Below are 22,061 nucleotides of genomic sequence, written 5' to 3'. Positions count from 1 at the left end.
TGCTTTAAAGCGTGCGGATTAACGTTTCTGCCACAGCCAGCCAGGGCGGGGCGTTCACCACCTGCTGGCGGGTGCGTGCGCCGGGGGGCAGGATCTGAATACGCTCGCCATCGCGCGCGATCAGCCTGCCGAACACGAAGCGCCCGGCGGGGCGGGGCACCAGCACATCGCGGTTGAGCGCGGCGGCGACGCCACCGCCATCGATCCGCCGCAGCCACAGCATGTCGCCGCTGCGATAGTCGCCCAGACTGCCGGTCACGCGCATCGCGACCATCTGGTCGGTTGGCGTCGGCGGTGCTGCGCGCTCCGTCCGGGTAGGCGCCCGTGCGCCGTCCGCGTCGAGCAGCGCAACCACTCCCAGTTCGGTTGCAGCAGTGGTGCTGACCAGGGCACTGCTGTCGACCTCGAGCGCGGCGGCGATGCGGTTCAGCCAGTCGAGTGACAGTGTCCGCATACCCGTCTCGAGACGTCCGATGGTCTGCGCGGTCGTCGGCGGGTCGCAGCGTCGGGCGACATCGTCCAGGGTCATGCTGCGCGCCTTGCGCACATCGCGAATACGATTGATCATCATGAACCCCTCGAAAAACCGGATCGGGAAAGCACTTTCCTACAATCCAACCATAATGGCAATATCCTATCCGTCAGTAATTAACCGGTTTGGATATTCGTTATGACGAAAACAGGAAAATTTGGTGCCATCAGGGCCGGTGCAGGACGCCTGCGGGCTGAGCGTGCAATCGAGGGTGAAACGGTGGCGGCGCACGCACGGCAGTCCCACCGCCCCGCGCGATCGGTTACGGTCAATCTGGCGGAGTCGCCGCTGGGCTGGCTGTTGGCGCGCGGAATGATCGATCAGCGCCAGTTCGATGCGGGGGAAAAACTGCGTGGCGATTGGGAGCGGGCGAACCTATCGCCCTCGATCACCATGCGCTGGGACGCCGCGCCCCGATCGGGCGGCTATCGCGGCGGCAGCGATCATCTCGAGCCGACCGAGCGCCAGGCCGCGGCGCGCCAGCGTTTCGACGCGGCAATGACCGCGCTCGGCCGCGATCTCAACGACATCGCCTGGCGGGTGATCTGCTCGGGCGAGGCGATGCCGATGGCGGAAAAGGCGCTGGGCTGGCCGGTCCGCTCAGGCCGCCTGGTGCTGCGCCTGGCGCTCGACCGTCTGGCGGATTTCTATCGGCTGCCGTGATGGGGGGTAAAGGAGCGTCCCTTTGAAAACCGTATCACCTCTCCCTTGATGGGAGAGGCAGCGAGACTTGGCAGCGTGCTGCCTATGTCGCAGCGGTGAGGGGGATGGTGCGGCTGGGTGCTGGCAGCGCGGAGGCAAAAAGCCCTCGCAATCCGGAGAGATCACCCCCACCCAACCCTCCCCCATCCAGGGGGAGGGCCTGTTGGCGCAGAGCCGCGAGTACCATTCGGTCCCCTGCGCAGGCAGGGGCCCATCTCCTGCTGGCGCGTCAGATGCACCGGTCGTTTTGTAAGGGGGACTGTTCGGAGATGGGCCCCTGCCTGCGCAGGGGACCGGGTAGCGCGTAGAGATTGAGGTCGAGCTGCAGGCGTTACCCCATCGCCTCGACCTGCTCCGCCAGATCGAGCCAGCGCATTTCCGCCGCATCCTTCTCCTCGCGCGCCTGTTCGATCGCCTTGGTCAGCGCGGCGAACTTCGCCGGATCGCGGGTGTATAGTTCCGGGTCGGACAAAGCCGCTTCGTCGCGCGCGATCGCTGCCTCGATTGCCTCGATGCGCTCGGGCAGGGTGTCGAAATCGCGCTGGTCCTTGTAGCTCAATTTGACCTTCTGCGAGACCGGCTTGGGGACCGACGCTGCGGCAGCAGCGGCGGCATCCGCCTTGCTGCGGTTCGATTTGACCCAGTCGGCGGTGCGTTGCTTGCGCTTGGCCTCCCAGTCGGCATAGCCTCCCGCGACGACATCGACCACGCCCGAACCGTCGAGCCCCAAGGTCACGGTGACGGTGCGGTCGAGGAAGTCGCGATCGTGGCTGACGATCAGCACGGTGCCGTCATAATCGGCGATCACCTCCTGCAACAGGTCGAGCGTTTCAAGGTCGAGATCGTTGGTCGGCTCATCGAGCACCAGCAGGTTCGACGCGCGGGCGAACTCGCGCGCCAGCAGCAGCCGCGAACGCTCGCCACCCGACAGCGTGCCGATGCGCGCTTCGACCAGCCCCGGGTCGAACAGGAATTCCTTGAGATAGCCGTGGATATGCTTGCGCACCCCGCGCACGTCGATCCAGTCGCCGCCCTCGGCGAGCACGTCGCGCACCCGCTTTTCGGGCGACATCAGTTTGCGCTGCTGGTCGATGATCACCCCGTCCAATGTCTTGGCGAGCGTGATCTTGCCGCTGTCGGGTTCGAGTTCGCCGGTCAGCAGCCGGATCAAGGTGGTCTTGCCCGCGCCGTTCGCGCCGACGATGCCGATGCGGTCGCCACGCTGCACCCTGAGCGAAAAGTCCTTGATGATCGTGCGCGCGTCCTCGCCCTCGCCAAAGGTCTTGAACACCCGCTCGGCGACGATCACCGACTTGGTCTTGCTGTCGTCGCTCACCGCCTTCAGCTTGGCGGTGCCCTGCGGGCCGAGCATCGCGGCGCGGGCTGCGCGCATTTCCCAGAGCTTGGCGAGCCGGCCCTGGTTGCGTTTGCGGCGCGCGGTAACCCCGCGCTCGAGCCAGTGCGCTTCGATCTTGAGCTTGGCGTCCATCTTGTCGGCAGCGCGCGCCTCTTCGGCATAGACCTGCTCCATCCACGCCTCATAGCCGCCAAAGCCGATCTCGAGCCGGCGCAGGTTGCCGCGGTCGAGCCACAGGGTCTGCTTGGTCAGCCGCTCGAGGAAGGTCCGGTCATGGCTGATCACGACGAAGGCGCCGGTGTAGCGGCTCAGCCAGTTCTCGAGCCAGTCGATCGCGGCCAGGTCGAGATGGTTGGTCGGCTCGTCGAGCAGCAGCACATCGGGATCGCTGGCCAACGCGCGGCAGATCGCGGCGCGGCGCCGTTCGCCGCCACTCGCGGTCGCCGCCTCGCGCGACAGGTCGATGCCGAGCTGGTCGGCGATGGCGGCGACCTCGTGCGCGGGCGGCGCATCGTCGCCTGCCAGCGCCCAGTCGTTCAGCGTCTCGAAGCCCTTGAAGTCGGGATCCTGCGCCAGCATGACGCAGCGGACGCCCGGCTGGATCGTGCGGGTGCCGCGGTCGGCCTCGATATCGCCCGCGATCAGCCGCAGCATCGTGGTCTTGCCTGCGCCATTGCGCCCGATCAGCGCCAACCGATCGCGCGGGCCGATGTGCATGCTGATATCGCGGAACAGCCAGCCGGTGCCCTGGTTCAGGCCAAGGTCTTCATACGACAATACAGGGGGTGTGGACATGGCGCGCACTTAGGCGGGCAGGCGGCGCGGCGCAATCCCTGGCTCGCCCAGCGACAAGCGGCTTGACCGCTATGGCCGCCGCGTCGCAAGACGGTGGCAAGCCATTATGGGGGTCGATAGTGCGCACGGTCTATCTCAACGGAAGCTATGTCGCCGAGGGCGATGCGACGGTTTCGATCTTCGATCGCGGACTGATGTTTGCCGATGCAGTGTACGAGGTCTGCTCGGTGCTCGATCGGCGGATTATCGACAAGCAGGCGCATCTGGCGCGGCTCGAACGCTCACTGGCCGAGATGGCCATCGCCCATGATGTTGCCGCGACCGGCTGGGACGATATTCTGGCGACACTGATCGAGCGCAACCATCTGATCGAAGGCACGATATACATCCAGATCAGCCGGGGCGCGGCGGATCGCGATTTCCTGTTCCCTGCGCCCGGCACCCCGCCCACGGTGTTCGCCTTCACCCAGGCGCGGTCACTGGTCGCCAATCCGATGGCGGACCGTGGCATGCGGATCATCACCCGGCCCGACCGGCGCTGGGGCAGGCGCGATATCAAGACCGTGCAGTTGCTCTATGCCAGCATGATGAAGATGGAGGCCAAGGCGGCGGGCGTCGACGATGTCTGGCTGGTCGATGGTGATGTGATCACCGAGGGGACGTCGCAGAATGCGTGCATCATCACGCGTCAGGGCCATCTCGTCACGCGCGATCTGGGGCATCACATCCTGCCCGGCGTCACCCGGTTGAGCCTGATCGAGATCGCGCACAAAAGCGGAATAACCGTCGAGGAACGGCGGTTCACCATCGCCGAAGCGCAGGGCGCAGCAGAAGCGTTCGTGACATCGGCCTCGCTGTTCGTGATGCCGGTGGTCGAGATCGACGGGCTCAAGGTGGGCGACGGTCTTCCCGGCATTGAAACGATGGCGCTGCGCTCGGCCTATATCGAGCAGGCCTGCGGACCGAAATGAGGTGCGGGATTGTCAATCGGCTGACGTCTCCGTTCAGTTGAATGACACCTTCGCAGGCGCATCGCCACGGTTCCCCGGCGAACGCCGGAATCCAGGGGCGGCTGCGGTGCTATATCGCCTCTGGATTCCGGCGTGCGCCGGAAAACAGGAACTTCTGCCACTTGGAGACTCCACATATGACTAAGACCTTCGCCCGTGCCTTGCCGCTCGCCTTTCTCGCCACCCTCGCAGCTGGCCCCGCGCTTGCCGCCGTCGACGTGACGCCAACCGCCGCCAATCCGGTGGTCGAACTGAGCGTGACCGAGACGGTGCTGGGCGCGCCCGACACCGCGACCTTCAGCACTGGCGTCACCAGCAAGGCGCCCACCGCGCAGGAAGCGCTGCGCGCAAATTCGGCCGAGATGGAAAAGGTGATCGCGCAGATCGTTGCTTTGGGGATCAAGCGCGAGGATATCCAGACATCGGGCATCAACCTCAATGCCGATTACGAATACGGCAATGATGGCCGCCAGCCGCGCTTCATCGGCTATCAGGTCACCAACCAGGTAACGGTCAAGGTCCGCGACATGAAACGGCTGGGCGCGATCCTCGATGCGGTGGTGTCGAAGGGTGCGAACAACATTTCGGGTCCCAATTTCAGCATCGACGATGACAGCACGGCGCAGCGCGAGGCGCGCGACAAGGCGATGCAACGCGCCCAGGCGCAGGCGGTGGATTATGCGCGGCGCATCGGGTTTACCGGGGTCCAGCTGCTCGCGGTGTCGGAATTCACCTCCAATGTCTCGCCGATGGGCATGGCCGACATGAAGCGCACATCGGTGCAGTCCGTGGCCGCAGCGCCGCCGATCGAAGGCGGGCAGGTGGGCACCAGCGTCACGGTCAACGTCACCTATCAGATGACACGATAATTGCTCAGCTGAACCTCGTCATCCCCGCGAAAGCGGGGGTCCCGCTTTGGCGCTACCATTGCCGAAGCGGGATTCCCGCCATTGCGGGAATGACGGGGGCGAGCATTAAGCAACGGCGTGGCTCTGGCCAAAGCTTGAAGAAGACGTTAGCGCCTTATTCAGCGGTTATTCAATGATCGGGGGATAATGCGGTCGGCATGACACTGTTCTCTTTCTGGCTACCGGGTCTGGCCCTGAGCGCTGCCCTGCTGGTGGCGGGCGCGCCGCATGCGGACGCGCTCGACGGCAAGCGTCGCGGCGAACAGAGCGAGGCGCGCGAACAGTTCATGGCCGGCCAGGTCAAATCCCTGCGCGAAATCGAGGGACGCATTCTCCCCAAGATGCGCGGGATGCAGTATCTCGGCCCCGAATATGACGCCGGATCGCAGGTCTACCGGCTCAAATTTCTCGACAGCGGGCGGGTTATCTTTGTCGATGTCGATGCGCGGACGGGAGCCATTCTGCGCCAGACGGGTTGATCGGTACCGTCTTCTTTTCCGTCCGCCAACTTGTCACCACGCGCGTTTTGGCCAATATGCACCCTTTCACGGAAGCCCCGGCACCCGCCTTGCCGCTTCCCCGACCATTTTGCAGGAGTAGCCGATGCGCGTTCTGATCGTCGAGGATGAACCGACCCTTGGCAAACAGCTCAAGTCCACGCTGGAGGCCACCGGCTATGCCGTCGATCTGTCGGTCGATGGCGAGGACGGCCATTTCATGGGCTCGACCGAGGACTATGACGCGGTCATCCTCGACCTTGGCCTTCCCGAGATCGACGGTCTCACTGTGCTCGGCATGTGGCGCAAGGAGGGCCGCACCTTCCCGGTGCTGGTCCTGACCGCGCGCGACAGCTGGTCGGACAAGGTCGCAGGCCTCGACGCCGGCGCCGATGATTATCTCGCCAAGCCTTTCCAGACCGAAGAGCTGATCGCCCGGCTGCGCGCGCTGATCCGCCGTGCATCGGGCAACGCCTCGAGCGAGCTGACCGCAGGCGATGTCCGGCTCGACACGCGCTCGGGCAAGGTTTCGCTGAACGGCGAGCCGGTGAAGCTCACCGCGCAGGAATACAAGTTGCTGTCGTACCTGCTCCACCACAAGGGCAAGGTCATCAGCCGCACCGAACTGATCGAGCATATCTACGACCAGGATTTCGACCGCGATTCCAACACCATCGAGGTGTTCGTCACGCGCATCCGCAAGAAGCTGGGCTCGGACGTGATCACCACGATCCGCGGGCTTGGCTACAGCCTTGAAGACCCGGCAGAGCGTGCCGACGGCTGATCCCGACCCGGTATCGGCCGCGCCCGCGGCACCGTTGCCCAACACCGGATCGCTCAGCCGCCGGATGATCGGCATCGCGGCGGCGTGGATTTTCGTGCTGCTGCTCGGCGGCGGGCTGGCGCTTGATCGCATTCTGACCAACACCGTCACCACCAGCTTCGACGACCAGCTCGAATACGTGCTGACCGCGATGATCTCGTCGGCGGAAATCGGGCCAGATGGCGAGGTCTTCTTCAACCGGCCTTTGGGCGACCAGAGGTTCCTCGAGCCCAACAGCGGGCTTTACTGGCAGATCAGCGGCAGGGGGCATGCCGATTTCACCTCGCGCTCTTTATGGGACCGGGCGCTCACGATCGAGACCGACCACAGCGATTCGCAGCCGCATATCTACAACAGCGAGCAGTTCACCGATGGCGAACTGCGGATCATCGAACAGTCGATCTATCTGCCCGGATCGAAGGTGCGGTGGCGCTTCATGGTGGCGCAGTCGCGTGAAGCGATGGATCTGCAGATCCGCCAGCTTCGCCAGACGTTGACTTACAGCTTCGCATTGCTGGCGCTGGGGCTGATCATTCTGGCCGGGCTGCAGACGCTGTATGGCCTGTGGCCCTTGCGCAAGGTGCGCGAGGCGATCCAGGCGATGCGCACCGGGAAGATGGACCGGGTGCGCGATCCGATGCCGATCGAGGTGATGCCGATGGTCGAGGAATTGAACGCGCTGCTCGAGCACAACGAGAAGCAGGCCGAGGAGGCGCGGCGGCATGCCGGCAACCTCGCCCATGCGCTCAAGACCCCGCTCACCGTGGTGATGAACAGCGCGACCGCGCGCGCCGATGACCTTGCCGATACCGTGATCCGCGAGGCCGCGGTGATGCGCCGCCAGGTCGACCACCATCTCGCCCGCGCCCGCGCGGTCGGCCGGCGCGGACAGGCGCTCGCCCGTGCCAATGTCTGGGAAAGCGCGCAGGCGGTGGAGCGCGCGGTATCGCGGCTCTATCCGCACGTCCGCTGCGACCTGGATGGCAGCAAGACCGCAATGGTCGCGATCGAGCGGCAGGACCTGGAAGAAATGCTCGGCAACCTGGTCGAGAATGCGGGCAAATACGGCGGCGGAAGTGTGTTCGTCACCATCGACCCGCCCGGGTCTGTGGACCCGAAGCTGGTCGATATCTGGATCGAGGACGACGGCACCGGCATCCCGGACAGCGAACGCGTGCGCATCTTCGATCGCGGCGCCAGGCTGGATACCGGCAAGCCGGGCACGGGGCTGGGGCTCGCCATCGTGCGCGATGTCGCCGAGATTTACGGCGGGCTGGTCGAGCTCGACGAGAGCGAGGATCTGGGCGGGCTGCTGGTGCGGTTGAGGCTGCCGCGGGCGGGGTAGGGCATTCAAATTCCTCCCCGGAACGGGGAGGGGGACCAAGCAGTGGTGGAGGGGAGGCGGGGTTGTGCCGCCCTACCAAAGTTGCGTCTGGCCGCTTCCCCTCCGTCAGCCCTGCGGGCTGCCACCTCCCCGTCCCGGGGGAGGATTTTGAAGGCTATCTCACCCGGCATCCCGGATCTGCTCATGATGCCGGATCACCTCGTCGATCACGAAGCGCAGAAACTTTTCCGAAAAATCAGGGTCGAGATCGGCGTCGACCGCGAGCCGCTTCATCCGCGCGATCTGTTGTTCCTCGCGGCCGGGGTCGGCGGGCGGCAATGCGGTCTTGGCCTTGTATTCGCCCACCGCCTTGGTGATCTTGAAGCGTTCGGCGAGCATGAAGATCAGAGCCGCATCGATGTTGTCGATGCTCTGCCGGAAAGCGGCCAGGACGGGATCGTGCGCCATAACGGTAGTGCCTTGTCAGCTACGGGACCAGAATCACGCGGCGTATCATGTGACCGCTGCGCTTTGCGCTTGCCTTAAGCCATGCGGATTGCCACATCGCAACCCATGACAGCGACTATCCACCCGATCGGCCGCCCCGGCAGCGCGCCTGCCGCAGCTCCCAGCCTGGACCCGATCATGGAGCTGGTCGCGCACGATCTGCATTCGGTAAACAGCGTGATTCTGGACCGCATGCAGTCCAAGATCCCGTTGATTCCCGAACTTGCCGGGCATCTGATCGCAGGCGGCGGCAAGCGCATGCGGCCGATGCTGACATTGGCCTGCGCGCGGTTGCTCGATTATCCCGGCACCCGCCATTACAAATTGGCGGCGGCCGTCGAGTTCATCCACACCGCGACCCTCCTGCACGACGATGTCGTCGACGGGTCGGACATGCGCCGCGGCAAGAAGGCCGCCAATCTGATCTTCGGCAACCCGGCCACGGTGCTGGTCGGCGATTTCCTGTTCAGCCGCTCGTTCGAACTGATGGTCGAGGACGGCTCGCTTAAGGTGCTGAAGATTCTTTCGGGTGCGTCCGCGATCATCGCCGAGGGCGAGGTCGACCAGCTCACCGCGCAGCGTCAGATCGAGACCAGCGAAGAGCGCTATCTGGCGATCATCGGCGCGAAGACCGCGGCGTTGTTCGCGGCTGCCTGCCGGATTTCGGCGGTGGTGGCAGAGCGCAACGAGGCCGACGAGCTCGCGCTCGATGCCTATGGACGCAACCTCGGCATCGCCTTCCAGCTGGTCGACGACGCGATCGATTACGTCTCGGACGCGGCCAAGATGGGCAAGGATGTCGGTGACGACTTCCGCGACGGCAAGGTGACCTTGCCGGTGATCCTGGCCTATGCGCACGGCACGCCCGAAGAGCGCAAGTTCTGGGAGGCTGCGATCATCGGTCACCGGACATCGGACGAGGATCTCGCCCACGCGACCGATCTGCTGCGCCGCCATAACGCGATCGACCTGACACTCGACCGCGCCCGCCACTTCGGCCAGCGCGCCATCGATGCCATCGCCGGCTTCCCCAACGGCAAGGCCAAGGCGGCGCTGATCGAAACGGTCGAGTTTGCGATCGCAAGAGGCTATTGAGCAGTGACCGAACCGTAAGCAAGACCTCCAACGAGGTCGGAGCTGGAGGTTCTGGAAAACGAGTTCGAACGGCTTCGCAGCGAAGCGGATGAATTGCGGCGTTTGCTTGAGTTAAACCGGACAGACCGCAACCCCTGGAATCCGGTTGCATTGGCAGGCGCGGTGACCGGCCTTGTCGGCATAATCGGTGCCGCGATAATCGGGTATTTCGGCGCTGGCGATGGCAATGCCTCCAGCCGTCAGGCAACCATTTGCCAGCAGGCGTATATGATTGTCGCTGACGAAGCGTTGAACCCGGCCCTTAGCCCTGCGCAAGCGCAGACGCTGGTGGGCGATCAGTTGCAAATCCTTCGAAGATGTGAGAAATTCGTGCCATGACCCAGTCGGTATTCCTTGCAATGGCCATTGTTGGCAATGTCGTCGCCGTAGCAGCAATGGTGGCGGGCTTTTACTGGCAGAAGCAGCGCAACCACTTGCGCTAAGGCCCTGTTCTGCGCTGAGCGGTCAAACACAGCAAATTCCTTGGCCAAAATTCATTCCCAACACACACGACCAAGCCTGTCACCGCGCGGCTGGTGTAGGTAGTCAATCATGACGGCGCTTTCAGCCACTTCCCTTCCTGGCGATGCCCGCCCCGCTTCCTTGCGGATCGAAATCCGTGCGCTGCTCTGGCTCGCAGGTCCCCTGGTGCTGGGCAACCTCGCGCAGATGGCGATCCACACCACCGAGGTGATCATTCTGGGCCGCTACAGCGTGCAGGCGCTGGCGGCAGCGGCGCTGGCGGTGAACCTGTATTTCGCGTGCGGCACCTTCGGCATGGGGCTGATGACCGCGGCCTCGCCGATGATCGCGGCCGAGCGCGGACGCCGCGCGCATTCGGTTCGCGATATCCGCCGCACCGTGCGGCAGGGCTTCTGGGTGGCGCTGACCGCCTGTGTGCCGATCTGGGTGGTGCTGTGGCAGGCCGAAGCCTTGTTTCTGCTGATGGGCCAGCAGCCCGATCTGTCGCGCGACGCCGGGCAATTCATGCGCGTCGCGATGTGGGGTCTTTTGCCCTGGCTGCTGCAGTTCGTGCTGCGGATGTATGTCTCCGCGCTTGAGCGCCCGATCTGGGGCGTCATCGTCACTTTGTGCGGCGTCGCGGTCAATCTGGTCGCCTGCTGGGCGCTGGTGTTCGGCAATCTCGGATTCCCCGAAATGGGGCTGATGGGTGCGGCCTATGCCAATCTGATCGCCAACTGCACCTTGTTCATCGTTATGGCGCTGGTGGTGACCACGGTACGGCCGTTCCGCCGCTACCGGCTTTTCGGGCGGTTCTGGGTGCCGGATTGGCCGCGGTACACCGGGCTTTTCCAGCTCGGCCTGCCGATCGCGATCACCTTTGCCTTCGAGGTCGCGATTTTCAGCGCAGCAGCCTTCCTGATGGGGCTGATCAGCCGCGATTCGCTCGCGGCGCATGCGGTCGCGATCCAGATCGCCTCGTTCGCGTTCATGGTGCCGTTCAGCATCTCGCAGGCGGCGACGGTCCGGGTCGGGTTGCACCATGGTGCGCGCGATGCCGTTGCAGCGGGTCGTGCGGGCTGGGCGGCTTTGGGGCTTGGGGTGATCGCGGCGTGTGCGATGTCGGCGATCATGACCGCGTTTCCAAACTTCCTCGTCGGGCTGTTCATCGATCCGGCGGACAAGACCGCCGCGGTGGCGTTCCAGCTCGCGCTGAGCTTCATCGTCGTCGCCGCGATCTTCCAATTGGTCGATGCCGTGCAGGCGGTGGGGGCAGGGGTGCTCCGCGGATTGCAGGATACCCGCTGGCCGATGCTGTTTGCCGCGTTCGGATATTGGGTGGTCGGCATGGGGACCGCGTGGTTCTTCGCCTTCAACCTGGGCTGGGACGGCATAGGGGTATGGGTCGGCCTTGCAGCGGGGCTTGCAGTGGTGTCGGTGCTGGTTGTCTCGCGCTGGATGATGCGCCAGCGCCTGGGGCTGGGGGTTTATGGCTAGGCCATCCAACCTCACCGCGTTCCCGAGCGAAGTCGAGGGACGCATGCGCGAGGGTTGCGGAAGGTCCCTCGACTTCCCGGCATGGCCGGGAAGTTTATCCCGAGCGGCTGGCTTGCCAGCCAGCCGAGGGGCTCGGGAACGCGGTGAGGGCAGCTAGCATGACGGTGCTTCCCATTCACGCAGTTCTGCTCGATCTGATATCCGCGCTCGCGACCAGCCCTAATGCTGTCCTCGTCGCCCCTCCCGGCGCGGGCAAGACCACCTCTGTCGCCCCTGCGCTGCTCGATCAGCCCTGGTGCACCGGGCAGATCCTGCTGCTCTCCCCGCGCCGCCTTGCCGCGCGCGCGGCGGCCGAACGGATGGCGGAGCTGGCGGGCGAAAGCGTCGGGCAGACCATCGGTTACGCCACCCGGATGGACAGCAAGAGCAGCCTGGCGACGCGGGTGCTGGTGCTGACCGAGGGGATTTTCGTCAACCGCATCCAGACCGACCCGGAACTCGCGGGGGTGTCGGCAGTGCTGTTTGACGAGGTCCACGAGCGCAGCCTCGACAGCGACTTCGGGCTCGCGCTGGCGCTCGAGGCGCAAGGCGCGTTCCGGCCGGACCTGCGCCTGCTCGCGATGTCGGCGACGCTTGATGGCGCGCGGTTTTCGACCCTGATGGGCGATGCGCCGGTGATCGAGAGCGAAGGCCGCTCGCACCCGCTCGATTTGCGCTATCTGGGGCGGCGCGGCGAACAGCGGCTCGAGGATGCGATGGCGCAGGCGATCCGCACCGCGCTGCGCGAGGAGCAGGGCGACGTCCTCGCCTTCCTGCCCGGAGTCGCCGAGATCGCGCGGACTCAGGAACGGCTGGCGAACCTGGGCGATGCCATCGCGGTGCTCCCGCTGCACGGCACTTTGACCCCGCCCGAGCAGCGCGCCGCGATCCGCCGTGATCCCGAGGGCCGCCGCAAGGTCATCCTCGCCACCAGCATCGCCGAGACCAGCCTGACCATCGATGGCGTCCGCATCGTCGTCGATAGCGGCATGGCGCGGCGCGCGCGCTATGATCCGCTCGCCGCGACCAGTCGGCTGGTGACCGAACGCGCCAGCCAGGCCGCCGCCACCCAGCGCGCGGGCCGCGCCGCGCGCCAGGGGCCGGGCGTCGCCTATCGGCTGTGGGAGGAAGCCGCGACCGGCGGACTACCGCGCTTCGATCCGCCCGAGATCCTCGACAGCGATCTGGCCCCATTGGTGCTGCAATGCGCCGCCTGGGGAGAGAGCGATCCGCTGCGGTTGCGCTGGCTCGATCCGCCGCCTGCGCCTTTGCTCGCCGAAGCGCGCAAGCGGCTGCAGGCACTCGACGCGGTGGATGGTAGCGGCGCGATCACGCCGAATGGCCGCGCGATCGCGGCGCTGCCGCTGCCGCCGCATCTGGCGCACATGCTGCTGTGCGGCGCGCGCGCCGGTGTCGCGATGCTCGCAGCCGAAATCGCCCTGCTGTTGCAGGAGCGCGGGCTGGGCGGGCAGGGCGAGGATCTCGACGCGCGGCTGATGCGCTGGCGCTCCGACCGCAGCGAGCGCGCGCGCAAGTCGCGCAAGCTCGCCGAGCGCTGGGCGACGCTGGCGCAGCGGCAGGTGGGTAACGCCCGGCCTGCCGATCTTCCGCCCGCGATCCTGCTCGCGCTCGCTTATCCCGACCGGGTGGCCAAGCGCCGCGACGGATCGGGCGAGGCTTGGGCGAGCGCGGGCGGGCGCAGCTTCCGGCTCGATTCCACGTCGTCATTGATCACCGCACAGTGGCTGGCGATCGGCGAGGTGCAGGGCAAGGCCGCCGACGCGCGCGTCCTCAGCGCGATGGCGCTCGACGTGGCCGATGTCGAAACGCATCTGGCGGCGCGAATCGAGCGGGTCAGCCGCTGCAGCTTTGCGCTCGCCGAACGCCGCGCCGAAGCCCGGCTCGAACGCAGGCTGGGCGCGATCCGGCTGACGAGCGGGCCCGACCCTTCGCCTTCCCCCGATGCACTGTGCGCCGCGTTGATCGAAGGGGTGCGCGAGCATGGCCTCGACCTGCTGCATTGGGGCGACAAGGCGCAGGCGTTGCGCCAGCGTGCGCGATTTGCCGGGGTGACCGCGCTGGACGATGCGGACCTGCTCGATATGCTCGACGACTGGCTCGCCCCGCTGCTTGCCGGGCACCGATCGCTGGCAGCGGCAACGCCGGGGCACCTGCACACGGCGCTGCAGAACCGGCTGGGCTGGGATGCGGCGCCGACGATCGACCGGATCGCGCCGCCCGAGTTCGCCAGCCCCGCTGGTACCCGCCACGCCATCGACTATTCCGCCACCGCCGGGCCGACGGTCGAACTGCGGGTGCAGGCGCTCTATGGCCTCGACAAGCACCCGGCGGTCGGGCGCGACCGCATTCCGTTGGTGCTGTCGCTGACTTCGCCCGCCGGCCGCCCGATCCAGACCACGCGCGATCTGCCCGGCTTCTGGCGCGGCAGCTGGCGCGATGTCGCCAAGGACATGCGCGGCCGCTACCCTCGCCACCACTGGCCCGACGCCCCCTGGGAGGCGCAGGCTAGTCTGGCGACAAAGAAGCGGCAGGCAATTTGATCTGAAAAGCCCTCTCCCCTTCAGGGGAGAGGGTTGGGAGAGGGGCAGTTAAGCGACATTCCGTGTGATCTGCTGCCACTCTCAACTTCGACGAGGCAGCAAGCTGCCAAGCCTGCGTATCTCTCTCCTAAAGGGGAGAGATCCCTGAACCATCCACACCAGCCTTGACCCGAGCGCCCCCGCTGTAGCATGGGCACGGCGTAGCAATCTTTCCCAGGACGAAGACCAATGGCCGCACGAATCTATCAGCGCCCCAAGAACGCGATGCAGTCGGGCCGCGCGCTTACCGATTTGTGGGTGCTCGAGTTCGAGCCTGCCGAGGCGAAGAAGCCCGATCCGCTGACCGGATGGGCGGGCTCGGGCGATACCCAGCAGCAGGTCAACCTGCGCTTCCCAGATCTGGCGGCCGCCAAGGCCTATGCCGACAAATACGGCATCGAAGCGCGCATCGAGCAGACACCTCCACGCCGCCTGAAGATTCAGGCTTATGCCGATAATTTTCGCTGATTTTCTGCGCTGAGGGCTGGCCTCCAAGCGGCCCCTTCAGCCCACCATCGCGTCGATCGCGCCTTGCAGGATGAACGCTGCAGCCGCCGAGTCGACTCGCTCGGCGCGCTTGGCGCGGCTGACATCGGCATCGATCAGCGCGCGTTCGACTGCTTGAGTCGACCAGCGTTCGTCCTGCAGCAGGATCGGCAGTCCCAGCACCGCGATGTTGCGTGCGAAGGCCCGAACGCTCTGGGTTTGCGGGCTGTCCGAACTGTCCATGTTGAGCGGCAGGCCGATGACCAGCCCGACGATGTGCTGCTCGCTGACCAGCTGCTCGATCGCCGCCTTGTCCTTGCCGAACTTGGCGCGCTTGATCGTCTTGGCGGCGGTGGCAAAGCTCCAGCCGGCATCGCAGAACGCCGTGCCGATGGTCTTGCTGCCGACATCGAGCCCGATCAGCCGCCCGTATTCAGGCAATGCCTCACGAAATTCCGCGGGCTTGGTCGTGATCAGCGCGCCAGAAATGCTGCGACCCTCCGCTCGGCGTCCGCGCGAATGTTCGCCCAGAACAGGGGGTAGTCATACACGTGGTAGTTGTTGCCGGGCAGCACGTAATTGCCCATCTTGGGCTCCCCGCCCAGCAGCAGCAGCCCGCGATCATCGCAGCGTGCCGGCACCAGGCTCGGGGTGATGACACCATCGGTCAGTTCGTCATTGGGAACAAGCGTGCCCAGGTTCTGGTCTGCAGCAGCCTCATCGCCCATCACGCCGGTGATCGGATTGACGCACAGCATCGGCGAAGTTCCGCGCAGTTCGCCATCAAAGCCCACGCTGACATCGTAGACCGAAAGGATCAGCCCGGGTTCTGCCGGTTCGCCGAAGCTTTGCCAGGCGAGCAGGCAGTTGGCCTGGTCAGGATCGGCGCACCCCGGCAGACCCAGCGCGAGCAGATCGGTGGTCAGCGAGACTGGCCAGCCGATGACATAAGCGGCAACGATCCGGTCGGCGAGCGGGCGGGTCACGACGCGCTGGCGCATCAGCGTCGTCAGATGCAGCGCGCCCTGGCTGTGCCCAGCTATGATGATCGGCATGTCATCGGGGATCTCGAGCAGGAATTCATCGAACGCGGCAAGCACATCGGAATAGGCCGCATCGAACGCCATTTGTGCTTCGGGCTTCTGGGTCAGGAACGCGCCGATCGCGGCCTGGCGGTAGCGGGGTGCCCAGATCTGGCCGATGCCGTTGAAAACGCTGGCCTGGCTGCGCAGGAAAATGCGTGCGCGGTCCTGCGATTCCTTGTCGCCCAGCGGAGCATTCCAGTAATTGCGCTTCATGTAGGAGGTGGGGTGGATGTAGAACACCGCCACCTTGGGGTCGGTGGTCGGCTCGAACCCCTCGGGTGTCCACAGCGACGGGTTGGCGCTGCCGGTGATTTCGGGCCGCGAGAACCACATGGCCTCGTCGGCATAGGCGCTGGTTTCGACCGCCTCGGGTTTGACGAATTCGGTCGACGGCACAAACGCGGCGGCGAAAATCTGCTGCGGGAACAATCGGTAGATCGCAAAGGCTGCGACGAGCAGGAAGATGATCGTCGCGATCACATACAGAAACTTGCGGGCCAAAAACACTCTCCGAACGGCAGGCAGGGGCCGTCCGCCGACGCACCCTGTGAATGCGCGCATATAGGTGCGGGTTGTGAACACCGCCAGCAGTGTTTGACGCCACAATTGTTCGTGCTGGCGCAGCATTTGCCCGCTTGATGGCCGGGCGGGGCGGTGCTAGCCGCTTTAGCCATGTCAGTAGATAGCAAAACCGTGAAAAAAATCGCCAGCCTCGCCCGGATCGCGATGACCGACGCCGAGATCGAGGCCATGGTCCCCGAATTCAACGGCATATTGGGCTGGGTGGAGCAATTGGCCGAGGTCGACGTGACCGGCGTAGAGCCGATGACCGCCGTCATCCCCAACACGTTGCGCCTGCGCGACGATGTCGTCACCGACGGCAACATCCGCGACAAGGTGCTGGCCAATGCGCCCGCCGCCGAGCACGGCTTCTTCGGCGTCCCGAAAGTGATCGAATAAACATGACCGACCTGACCGACCTCGGCATCGCCGACATCCGCAACGGCGTGCGCGCCGGGACCTTCAGCGCACGCGACGTGGCGAGCGCCTTCAACGCACGCGTCGCCGAAGCCAAGGCGCTCAATGCGTTTCTGATCGACACGCCCGACCACGCGCTGGCTGCTGCCGATGCGATCGACACCAAGCGCGCCGCCGGCGAGGACCTGCCGATCATGGCCGGGGTGCCGATCGGCATGAAGGATCTGTTCTGCACCGTCGGCGTGGAAGCGCGCTCGGCGAGCGAAATCCTCAACGGCTTCAAGCCGACCTATGAATCGACGGTCAGCCAGAAATTGTGGGACGCGGGCGCCGGCATGCTCGGCAAGCTCAACATGGACCAGTTCGCGATGGGATCGTCGAACGAGACCAGCGCGTTCGGCAATGTGATCTCGCCCTGGCGGCGCAACGATGGCGGCAGTGCCGCGCTCGCCCCCGGCGGTTCGTCTGGCGGCAGCGCGGCGGCGGTCTCGGCGCGGCTGTGTCCGGCGGCGACCGGCACCGATACCGGCGGATCGATCCGCCAGCCCGCCGCGTTCACCGGGATCAGCGGCATCAAGCCGACCTATGGCCGCTGCTCGCGCTGGGGCGTGATCGCCTTCGCCTCGTCGCTCGATCAGGCCGGCCCGATGGCGCGCGACGTGCGCGACTGCGCGATCATGCTGGAAGCGATGAGCGGCTTCGATCCTAAGGATTCGACCTCGCTTGATCTGCCCGTGCCGCAGTGGGAAGCCGGTTTGTCGAGCAATCTCAAGGGCAAGCGCGTCGGTATTCCCAAGGAATATCGCCTCGACGGGATGGACGCCGAAGTGGCTGCCGTTTGGGACCAGGGCATCGCGTGGCTGCGCGACGCGGGCGCCGAGATCGTCGATGTCTCGCTGCCGCACACCCGTCACGCCCTGCCGGCCTATTACATCATCGCCCCGGCCGAAGCCTCGTCCAACCTCGCGCGCTATGACGGCGTGCGCTATGGCCAGCGCAACCTGCCCGATGGCGCGGGGCTGCAGGACATGTATGCCGCCACCCGCGCCGCAGGCTTCGGGGGAGAGGTCAAGCGCCGCATCCTGATCGGCACCTATGTGCTGTCCGCCGGCTTCTATGATGCCTATTACACCCAGGCGCAAAAGGTCCGCACCCTGATCGCGCGGGATTTCGAAGCCGTGTGGGAAAAGTGCGATGTATTGCTCGCGCCGACCGCGCCGAGCGCCGCCTTCGCGCTGGGCCAGGAATCGGACGATCCGATCGCGATGTATCTCAACGACGTGTTCGCGGTGCCAGCTTCGCTCGCGGGCCTGCCCGCGATGTCGGTGCCCGGGGGTCTCGACAGCCAGGGCCTGCCGCTTGGCCTGCAGATCATCGGCAAGCCGATGGACGAGCAGGGCGTGCTGAATGCAGGTCTGGCAATTGAAGAACGCGCAGGGTTTACCGCGCGCCCGCAACAATGGTGGTGACCAAACGCAACGCTAGTTGAACCGCTGGAAAAGAGGTGTTACCTTGGGTAACACCGGAGGCCCACAATGAACGCTCACAGCAAAATCGAGCACGAAACGCTGGTCAACATGACGAGCAAGGGTCAGGTATTGATCCCAAAGGCCCTGCGCGATCGCAATGGCCTGGTGCCGAATGGCCCGGTGCGGGTGGGCATCAATGATCGGGGCGAGACGGTCATCCTGCCGCCCGTTCCACAGCCCGCCGAAACGCCAGATCAGCGCAAGGCCCGCATCAGGCTCGGGCTGGAAGCCTTGCGCGGCAAATACGCGAGCGGCAGAGCGACAGATGATATCATGCGCGATCTGCGGGGTGATTGGGAGCCGTGATCCTGATCGATTCCAATATCATCATCGACATCATCGAAAACGATCCCAGATGGAGCGACTGGTCGATCGAACAGATCGTCCAGCTGTCTGCCGAGCATGATGTCGCGATCAACGAGGTCGTCATTGCAGAAGCGGCGCCTGGAATGGCAACGCTCGAAGCCTTTCGCCGCGAAATGGAGCGCATCGATGTGACAATCGAGTCGATCGACGCCGATGCGGCCTTTCTCGCAGGCCGCGCTTTTCGTGCTTACCGACAACGCAGGCGCGAGGGTGCCAAATCCATCCTGGCCGATTTTCTGATCGGGGGACACGCTCAGGCGCTCAATGCCACTGTGCTGACCCGCGATCCGCGGTTCTATCGCAGCTATTTTCCCACCGTTCCTCTCATAACACCCGAAGCGGAATCAGCATGACCGAATCAACCTATCGTATCCAGGGCGCCACCGGTGAGTGGGAGGTCGTGATCGGGCTTGAGGTGCACGCCCAGGTCACCAGCCACGCCAAATTGTTCTCGGGCGCGTCGACCACCTTCGGGGCGGAGCCCAATGCGCAGGTGAGCCTCGTCGATGCCGCGATGCCGGGCATGCTGCCGGTGCTCAATGGCGAATGCGTCCGCCAGGCGGTGCGTACGGGCATGGCGTTGAACGCCCAGATCAACCGCTATTCGCGGTTCGATCGCAAGAACTATTTCTATGCCGATCTGCCGCAGGGCTATCAGATCAGCCAGCTCTATCATCCGATCGTGGGCGAGGGCGGGATCGAGATCAGTCTCGACGAAAAGAACCCCGACGCGCACACCAAGACGATCGGCATCGAGCGGCTGCATCTCGAGCAGGACGCGGGCAAGCTGATGCACGATCAGCATCCCACGATGTCCTATGTCGATCTCAACCGCTGCGGCGTCGCGCTGATGGAGATCGTCTCGCGGCCCGACATGCGCTCGCCCGCCGAGGCCGGGGCGTATCTGAAGAAGCTGCGCTCGATCCTGCGCTATGTCGGCTCGTGCGACGGCAACATGGAAGAAGGCTCGATGCGCGCCGACGTCAACGTCTCGGTGCGCAAGCCCGGCGACGAATTCGGCACCCGCACCGAGACCAAGAACGTCAATTCGGTGCGCTATGTCATGGCGACGATCGAGCACGAGGCGAATCGCCAGGTCGATGTGCTGGAAAGCGGCGGGACGATCGTCCAGGAAACTCGGCTGTACGATCCCGACAAGAACGAGACCCGTTCGATGCGGTCGAAGGAAGACGCGCACGATTATCGCTACTTCCCCGATCCTGACCTGCTCCCGCTCGAGCTGGACGAGGCGTTTGTGGAAAGCTGCAAGGCATCGCTGCCGGAGCTCCCCGATGCCAAGCGGAAGCGCTATGAAAGCGAACTGGGCTTGTCCGCCTACAACGCTGCGGTGCTGACCGCCGAGGCAGAGACCGCGCGCTGGTTCGAAGCGTTGCTCGCCGAATGCGTCAAGGCGCAGGGCAAGCCGGAAACCGAGGTCGCCAAGGCTGCGGCCAACTGGCTGCTGTCCGAACTCTACGGCGCGCTGAATCGCACGGGCAAGACGATCGACGACAGTCCGGTCACCCCGGCGGCGGGCGCTGAGCTGATCGCTCTGGTTGCCGATGGCACGATCTCGGGCACCATCGCCAAGCAGGTTTTTGAGATCATGCTCGAGACCGGGGAGGGGGCAGGCGCCATCGTCGAGGCGCGCGGCCTCAAGCAGACGTCGGACACCGGCGCGATCGATGCTGCCATCGCCAAGGTCTTGGCCGACAATGCCGACAAGGTGGAACAGTATCGCGGTGGCAAGGAGGCTCTGTTCGGCTTCTTCGTCGGGCAGACGATGAAGGCGATGCAGGGCAAGGCCAACCCGCAGATGGTTAACGAGCTGCTGAAGAAAGCCCTTAACTGATTGCAGTCCGCTAGCCCGCAGGACAGTGCCATTTTGTAACATTATCTGACGGCTTATCGGCAGTTACCCCGCGTTAACAAATTTGCCTGATACCGGTGTCTCGAACAAGGGATAGAACGCCGGGGGGCATCTGTGAAAAAGGGTGCGTGTTGCAATAACCCCGTGCTTGGTCATGAGCAGGAAGCGGGCTGTTGCTGAAACATATCAAACCGGCCGAGGTTGAAACGGGGATGTTCGTCCAGGGCTTTGTCGGCTCGTGGTTTGACCATCCGTTCTGGCGCAAAAAGTTCCTTCTCACCGAGGAGGCCGATGCCATCAAGATCCGCGAGAGCAAAGTGTCCGCGGTGATTGTCGATGTCGCGCTGGGATCTGCGCCCCAGTCTGCAGCGCCCGCGGTGCCGGTGCTTGCGCCAGCCAGTGCGCTCCCGCCGCGCCTGCCTCCGGTTACCGGCCGTTATACGCCTGCCAGCCATGCGCCGCGCCCGACCAGCTTTCGTCAGGAAACGCGCCGCGCGGCCAAAATCGTCGAGAAATCGAAAAAGAAGGTCGGCGCAATGTTCGAGGCCGCGCGCCTGGGCCAGGCGCTCAAGGTGCCCGAGATCCTGCCGCTGATCGACGAGATCCGCGATTCGGTCGAGCGCAACAACAAGGCGCTGACCAACCTTGTCCGGCTGAAGAACAAGGACGAGTACACCTATATGCACTCGGTCGCGGTGTGCACCTTGATGATCAACTTTGCCTGCAAGCTCGATCTGGACGAAAGTACCATCCGCTCGATGGGGGTGGCCGGGCTGCTGCATGATCTGGGCAAGATGGCCGTGCCGCAGATCATCCTCGACAAGGTCGAGCGACTGACCGATGACGAGCTGATCACGATCCGCAGCCATCCGGTGCGGGGCCATGCGCTGATCGGCGACAATCCGGACATACCGGACATCGCGCGCGATGTGTGCCTGCACCATCACGAAAAGATCGATGGCTCCGGCTATCCGTTCGGCCTGCAGGGCAACGAGATCAGCCTCGCGGCGCGGATGGGGGCGATCTGCGACGTCTACGACGCGGTCACCTCAAACCGGCCGTACAAGGATCCCTGGACACCCTGCACCGCGCTTGCCCGGATGCTGCAATGGAAGGGCCATTTCGACGAGCGGCTGATGCAGGTCTTCATCAACAGCATGGGGCTGTATCCCGCCGGCGGCCTGGTACGCCTCAACGACCACCGGCTGGCCTTGGTGGTGGACAACTGCACCGAAGATCCCACCGGCGTCAGAGTGCTTCCGTTCTACTGCACCTCGCGGCTGCAGGAGCTCGAGCCGGAGGAAATCACCATCACTCCGGATCAGGGCGTCCAGATCCTGGGCACCGAGCGGCCGGAGTTCTGGCATTTCGACAATTGGGAAGGAATGCGCCATGCGATCCTGTCTCAGTCGATGCCACGCTCCGCTGCGGCTTGACCGGACGAGGAATCGCCGTTAAGGGCCGCGCTTCGGTTGCCGGGGCGTATTGCGTCCCATGCTCCGGAAATTAGCACGACACTGGCGTCAGGTGCGGGTGGGACAAAGGCGGAGCCTCCACCAT

The 22,061-nt window shown here is 64.9% G+C and carries 22 protein-coding genes; 17 read left to right on the top strand and 5 right to left on the bottom strand.

What is annotated here, in order from left to right; genetic code table 11:
* Positions 1-4: 4 nt before the first annotated feature.
* Entirely contained in the window at positions 5-568 is a 564-nt protein-coding gene (locus QUV11_RS09360) for a helix-turn-helix transcriptional regulator (protein ID WP_300881954.1), read from the bottom strand.
* Between the two features lie 102 nt (positions 569-670).
* Between QUV11_RS09360 and QUV11_RS09355 the strand changes: the two genes are divergently transcribed.
* Positions 671-1,195, top strand: a complete 525-nt coding sequence (locus tag QUV11_RS09355) for a DUF6456 domain-containing protein (protein ID WP_300881952.1) — start codon at positions 671-673, stop codon at positions 1,193-1,195.
* A gap of 370 nt (positions 1,196-1,565) precedes the next feature.
* Here the strand turns inward: QUV11_RS09355 and QUV11_RS09350 are convergent, their stop codons facing one another.
* Complete coding sequence (locus QUV11_RS09350; RefSeq protein ID WP_300881950.1) at positions 1,566-3,386, bottom strand: ABC-F family ATP-binding cassette domain-containing protein; 1,821 nt, start codon at positions 3,384-3,386, stop codon at positions 1,566-1,568.
* A gap of 71 nt (positions 3,387-3,457) precedes the next feature.
* Here QUV11_RS09350 and QUV11_RS09345 point away from each other — a divergent pair, with 71 nt between their 5' ends.
* From QUV11_RS09345 to QUV11_RS09325, 5 genes are all read left to right on the top strand, one after another.
* Complete coding sequence (locus QUV11_RS09345; RefSeq protein WP_300882114.1) at positions 3,458-4,357, top strand: D-amino-acid transaminase; 900 nt, start codon at positions 3,458-3,460, stop codon at positions 4,355-4,357.
* 176 nt (positions 4,358-4,533) lie between these two features.
* Positions 4,534-5,265, top strand: coding sequence for an SIMPL domain-containing protein (locus tag QUV11_RS09340; protein ID WP_300881948.1), 732 nt, complete (start codon positions 4,534-4,536; stop codon positions 5,263-5,265).
* Between the two features lie 197 nt (positions 5,266-5,462).
* Positions 5,463-5,783, top strand: coding sequence for a PepSY domain-containing protein (locus QUV11_RS09335; RefSeq protein WP_300881946.1), 321 nt, complete (start codon positions 5,463-5,465; stop codon positions 5,781-5,783).
* 124 nt (positions 5,784-5,907) lie between these two features.
* Positions 5,908-6,585 carry a response regulator transcription factor gene (locus tag QUV11_RS09330; protein ID WP_300881944.1) on the top strand — a complete coding sequence of 226 codons (678 nt, stop codon included), beginning with the start codon at positions 5,908-5,910 and terminating at the stop codon, positions 6,583-6,585.
* Between the two features lie 64 nt (positions 6,586-6,649).
* On the top strand, positions 6,650-7,969 hold the full coding sequence (locus QUV11_RS09325) for a sensor histidine kinase (RefSeq protein WP_300882112.1): 1,320 nt from the start codon (positions 6,650-6,652) through the stop codon (positions 7,967-7,969).
* A 159-nt stretch (positions 7,970-8,128) separates the two neighbouring features.
* Here QUV11_RS09325 and QUV11_RS09320 read toward each other — a convergent pair whose 3' ends face one another.
* Positions 8,129-8,416: a chorismate mutase gene (locus QUV11_RS09320; protein WP_300881942.1), complete on the bottom strand. Its 288-nt coding sequence runs from the start codon at positions 8,414-8,416 to the stop codon at positions 8,129-8,131.
* 105 nt (positions 8,417-8,521) lie between these two features.
* On the opposite strand from QUV11_RS09320, the gene QUV11_RS09315 reads away from it, so the two are divergent.
* From QUV11_RS09315 to QUV11_RS09295, 5 genes are all read left to right on the top strand, one after another.
* Complete coding sequence (locus QUV11_RS09315; RefSeq protein ID WP_300881940.1) at positions 8,522-9,550, top strand: polyprenyl synthetase family protein; 1,029 nt, start codon at positions 8,522-8,524, stop codon at positions 9,548-9,550.
* Between the two features lie 93 nt (positions 9,551-9,643).
* Complete coding sequence (locus tag QUV11_RS09310) at positions 9,644-9,928, top strand: hypothetical protein (RefSeq protein WP_300881938.1); 285 nt, start codon at positions 9,644-9,646, stop codon at positions 9,926-9,928.
* Positions 9,929-10,141: 213 nt separating this feature from the next.
* Positions 10,142-11,548 (top strand): MATE family efflux transporter, encoded by a 1,407-nt coding sequence (locus QUV11_RS09305; protein ID WP_300881936.1) that lies wholly within the window; start codon positions 10,142-10,144, stop codon positions 11,546-11,548.
* Between the two features lie 158 nt (positions 11,549-11,706).
* The gene (gene hrpB, locus QUV11_RS09300) at positions 11,707-14,148 is read left to right on the top strand and encodes an ATP-dependent helicase HrpB (RefSeq protein WP_300881934.1); all 2,442 of its coding nucleotides are present in this window, start codon (positions 11,707-11,709) and stop codon (positions 14,146-14,148) included.
* Between the two features lie 228 nt (positions 14,149-14,376).
* Positions 14,377-14,655, top strand: a complete 279-nt coding sequence (locus tag QUV11_RS09295; RefSeq protein WP_300881932.1) for an NADH dehydrogenase ubiquinone Fe-S protein 4 — start codon at positions 14,377-14,379, stop codon at positions 14,653-14,655.
* Positions 14,656-14,691: 36 nt separating this feature from the next.
* Here QUV11_RS09295 and ruvX read toward each other — a convergent pair whose 3' ends face one another.
* Positions 14,692-15,150, bottom strand: coding sequence for a Holliday junction resolvase RuvX (ruvX, locus tag QUV11_RS09290; RefSeq protein ID WP_300882110.1), 459 nt, complete (start codon positions 15,148-15,150; stop codon positions 14,692-14,694).
* Positions 15,147-16,259, bottom strand: a complete 1,113-nt coding sequence (locus QUV11_RS09285; RefSeq protein ID WP_300881930.1) for a DUF3089 domain-containing protein — start codon at positions 16,257-16,259, stop codon at positions 15,147-15,149. The genes ruvX and QUV11_RS09285 overlap by 4 nt, the downstream gene beginning before the upstream one ends.
* A gap of 171 nt (positions 16,260-16,430) precedes the next feature.
* On the opposite strand from QUV11_RS09285, the gene gatC reads away from it, so the two are divergent.
* The 6 genes from gatC (at position 16,431) to QUV11_RS09255 (ending at position 21,937) form a co-directional block, all read left to right on the top strand.
* Positions 16,431-16,718: an Asp-tRNA(Asn)/Glu-tRNA(Gln) amidotransferase subunit GatC gene (gatC, locus tag QUV11_RS09280; protein WP_300881928.1), complete on the top strand. Its 288-nt coding sequence runs from the start codon at positions 16,431-16,433 to the stop codon at positions 16,716-16,718.
* 2 nt (positions 16,719-16,720) lie between these two features.
* Entirely contained in the window at positions 16,721-18,205 is a 1,485-nt protein-coding gene (gene gatA / locus QUV11_RS09275) for an Asp-tRNA(Asn)/Glu-tRNA(Gln) amidotransferase subunit GatA (RefSeq protein ID WP_300881926.1), read from the top strand.
* 66 nt (positions 18,206-18,271) lie between these two features.
* A complete protein-coding gene (locus QUV11_RS09270) occupies positions 18,272-18,571 on the top strand; it encodes an AbrB/MazE/SpoVT family DNA-binding domain-containing protein (RefSeq protein WP_300881924.1) in 300 nt (99 codons plus the stop codon).
* On the top strand, positions 18,568-18,984 hold the full coding sequence (locus QUV11_RS09265; RefSeq protein ID WP_300881922.1) for a type II toxin-antitoxin system VapC family toxin: 417 nt from the start codon (positions 18,568-18,570) through the stop codon (positions 18,982-18,984). Before QUV11_RS09270 ends, QUV11_RS09265 begins: the two co-directional genes overlap by 4 nt.
* Positions 18,981-20,483, top strand: a complete 1,503-nt coding sequence (gene gatB / locus QUV11_RS09260; RefSeq protein ID WP_300881920.1) for an Asp-tRNA(Asn)/Glu-tRNA(Gln) amidotransferase subunit GatB — start codon at positions 18,981-18,983, stop codon at positions 20,481-20,483. The genes QUV11_RS09265 and gatB overlap by 4 nt, the downstream gene beginning before the upstream one ends.
* A gap of 191 nt (positions 20,484-20,674) precedes the next feature.
* Complete coding sequence (locus tag QUV11_RS09255) at positions 20,675-21,937, top strand: HD-GYP domain-containing protein (protein WP_300881917.1); 1,263 nt, start codon at positions 20,675-20,677, stop codon at positions 21,935-21,937.
* Positions 21,938-22,061 lie beyond the last annotated feature (124 nt).

The organism is Blastomonas sp., assembly GCF_030373265.1.
In the GTDB taxonomy this organism is placed as follows: Bacteria; Pseudomonadota; Alphaproteobacteria; order Sphingomonadales; family Sphingomonadaceae; genus Blastomonas.
The sequence above is the reverse complement of the archived record's forward strand: the minus strand, read 5'-3'. Positions and strand labels throughout refer to the sequence as shown.

What these genes read in the sequence shown, in the direction of transcription:
- QUV11_RS09320 (WP_300881942.1), bottom strand. Translation starts at nt 8,416, where the DNA reads ATGGCGCACGATCCCGTCCTGGCCGCTTTCCGGCAGAGCATCGACAAC.
- QUV11_RS09340 (WP_300881948.1), top strand. Translation starts at nt 4,534, where the DNA reads ATGACTAAGACCTTCGCCCGTGCCTTGCCGCTCGCCTTTCTCGCCACC.
- QUV11_RS09335 (WP_300881946.1), top strand. Translation starts at nt 5,463, where the DNA reads ATGACACTGTTCTCTTTCTGGCTACCGGGTCTGGCCCTGAGCGCTGCC.
- QUV11_RS09295 (WP_300881932.1), top strand. Translation starts at nt 14,377, where the DNA reads ATGGCCGCACGAATCTATCAGCGCCCCAAGAACGCGATGCAGTCGGGC.
- hrpB (WP_300881934.1), top strand. Translation starts at nt 11,707, where the DNA reads ATGACGGTGCTTCCCATTCACGCAGTTCTGCTCGATCTGATATCCGCG.
- QUV11_RS09270 (WP_300881924.1), top strand. Translation starts at nt 18,272, where the DNA reads ATGAACGCTCACAGCAAAATCGAGCACGAAACGCTGGTCAACATGACG.
- QUV11_RS09305 (WP_300881936.1), top strand. Translation starts at nt 10,142, where the DNA reads ATGACGGCGCTTTCAGCCACTTCCCTTCCTGGCGATGCCCGCCCCGCT.
- QUV11_RS09350 (WP_300881950.1), bottom strand. Translation starts at nt 3,386, where the DNA reads ATGTCCACACCCCCTGTATTGTCGTATGAAGACCTTGGCCTGAACCAG.
- QUV11_RS09315 (WP_300881940.1), top strand. Translation starts at nt 8,522, where the DNA reads ATGACAGCGACTATCCACCCGATCGGCCGCCCCGGCAGCGCGCCTGCC.
- QUV11_RS09355 (WP_300881952.1), top strand. Translation starts at nt 671, where the DNA reads ATGACGAAAACAGGAAAATTTGGTGCCATCAGGGCCGGTGCAGGACGC.
- QUV11_RS09330 (WP_300881944.1), top strand. Translation starts at nt 5,908, where the DNA reads ATGCGCGTTCTGATCGTCGAGGATGAACCGACCCTTGGCAAACAGCTC.
- QUV11_RS09345 (WP_300882114.1), top strand. Translation starts at nt 3,458, where the DNA reads ATGGCCGCCGCGTCGCAAGACGGTGGCAAGCCATTATGGGGGTCGATA.
- QUV11_RS09325 (WP_300882112.1), top strand. Translation starts at nt 6,650, where the DNA reads ATGATCGGCATCGCGGCGGCGTGGATTTTCGTGCTGCTGCTCGGCGGC.
- gatC (WP_300881928.1), top strand. Translation starts at nt 16,431, where the DNA reads ATGTCAGTAGATAGCAAAACCGTGAAAAAAATCGCCAGCCTCGCCCGG.
- gatA (WP_300881926.1), top strand. Translation starts at nt 16,721, where the DNA reads ATGACCGACCTGACCGACCTCGGCATCGCCGACATCCGCAACGGCGTG.
- QUV11_RS09360 (WP_300881954.1), bottom strand. Translation starts at nt 568, where the DNA reads ATGATCAATCGTATTCGCGATGTGCGCAAGGCGCGCAGCATGACCCTG.
- gatB (WP_300881920.1), top strand. Translation starts at nt 18,981, where the DNA reads ATGACCGAATCAACCTATCGTATCCAGGGCGCCACCGGTGAGTGGGAG.